Raw genomic sequence first — 1,675 nt, forward strand, 5'->3', positions numbered from 1 at the left:
GGGGATTTCCCTATGCGCTTCGGATTCTCTATTTGGATCCAACTGCAGACGGAATTATTGTGAAGCGCGGCGTGCCTTACCTCACGGCCGGAAAGCCGGTGGTGAACCATTTTACCTACGAATTGGACAGCATGGGAACAAGTCACGTAATCCAGACGCCTGAGACGATTCCATAAGCGGAGAATGTTGAATTCGAGGGTTTTCAATGCCGCTGGCCATATGCCACAATGGTCTGGATGATTTCCAATGACACTGTCGAAAAGGCCTGTTCAGAGGTCGGCGCCTACACGGACGATCAGATGATGACCGAATTCGACCGCTTTTTTGAGAAACAGCCGGGCATCTGCGACTTCGTCGCGGAATTGACGAGCGAAAGCAGCACCGAAATTCAGGAATTATCGTTGTTCCTGTCCTACATGGTCTTTAAGGCGGCGGAAGCCGCCGAGCCGGTTTCTCCAGGCGATCTGGGCGAAGTCTCCGCCGAACGCATTGAAACGGCGTTTCATGAAAGCGAATCCTGGATCGATCGCATCGAACAGGCGCAGGATCAGGGAAGCGGACTGGCTCCAGACGATACCGAACCGTTTCTCGTTCAATATATTATTTCCGAACTCAACCAGCCTCTTGAAGACGGTTCGCATCTGGAAGATGAACAGAAAGGCGAAGTTTTCTTTGTGCTTCGAACCGTCATTTCATCGTTTGCGAGGAAACCCAGTGGGAAAGAAACCAGAGAATAAAGTCCAGAAACGCAATGCGGCCCCGTCGAAAAATCCGTGGTTGATTGCGGGTGCGGCGGCAATCATGATTTGCATCGTGTGGGCGACCCTGCACATGGTGAATACGAATTCCGCCGGCTCGAGCCCATCGCCGCAGGCATTGGATTCCAATGGCGCACCGATCGCTCTCATTGCAACCCTGTCTCCCGAGATGTATACCGGTCGAGCGCGCGAGGCGTATCAGGCGGCCAGGGACATTCCCGAAATCCTCGCACAGCTCCCCTGTTTCTGCGGTTGCGTCGATAGCCTCGGGCACCACAATAACCTTTATTGTTTCGCCGACAGCCACGGCTCCATTTGCGATTTATGCCAGGACATTGCGCTCAGCGCACAGGATATGCACCGCAAAGGGATGCCGATATCGCAGATCCGCGACAACATCCGCGCAACATACGGAAACGCTCAGTAACCGGCTTCAGGCGCCGCGATTCAATATGAAATCCGGTATGGCCGCAATCGCGTCGCGATAGGGTGACGGCGGAAACATCCGCAGCGCCGTCGTCGCGGTGCGGATGTATTCTTCGGCGATGGCGCGCGTCTGTCCGATGCCGTCGTGCTTCTCCACCAATGCAAGAATCTGCCGGCTTTCCACGGATCGAAACTCGCGCTCGGACAAGACGCTCCGGACCATGGAGAGCGCCTCCGGATCGGCGCCAGCCAGTGCAAGGGCAACCGGAAGCGTCAGCTTCCCTTCTTTGAGGTCGCTTGCCACGGGCTTGCCCAGGGTCTGCTGCGTCGCGGTCAAATCCAGCAAATCGTCCACAAGCTGAAACGCCATGCCCATGTTCATCCCAATGGCGGCCAGACAATTCGCGGCTTTCGGATCGCTGCCGGACGCAATGCCCGGCAGCCGCATGCATCCGGAGAAAAGAAATGCCGTCTTGCGTTTCACGACATCC

Annotated in this window: 3 protein-coding genes; 2 read left to right on the plus strand and 1 reads right to left on the minus strand. The window is 55.9% G+C overall.

All coding sequences use genetic code 11. The features are described 5' to 3' along the window. The first annotated feature begins 236 nt into the window (after window positions 1-236). Window positions 237-737: a hypothetical protein gene (locus VGK48_10725; protein HEY2381639.1), complete on the plus strand. Its 501-nt coding sequence runs from the start codon at window positions 237-239 to the stop codon at window positions 735-737. Next, window positions 715-1,185, plus strand: coding sequence for a CYCXC family (seleno)protein (locus tag VGK48_10730; protein HEY2381640.1), 471 nt, complete (start codon window positions 715-717; stop codon window positions 1,183-1,185). The genes VGK48_10725 and VGK48_10730 overlap by 23 nt, the downstream gene beginning before the upstream one ends. Window positions 1,186-1,191: 6 nt before the next feature. Here VGK48_10730 and VGK48_10735 read toward each other — a convergent pair. Next, the coding region (locus VGK48_10735; GenBank protein ID HEY2381641.1) for a polyprenyl synthetase family protein at window positions 1,192-1,675 on the minus strand (484 nt) is incomplete at its 5' end.

It is taken from the genome of Terriglobia bacterium (genome assembly GCA_036496425.1).
Lineage (GTDB): Bacteria > Acidobacteriota > Terriglobia > 20CM-2-55-15 > 20CM-2-55-15 > 20CM-2-55-15.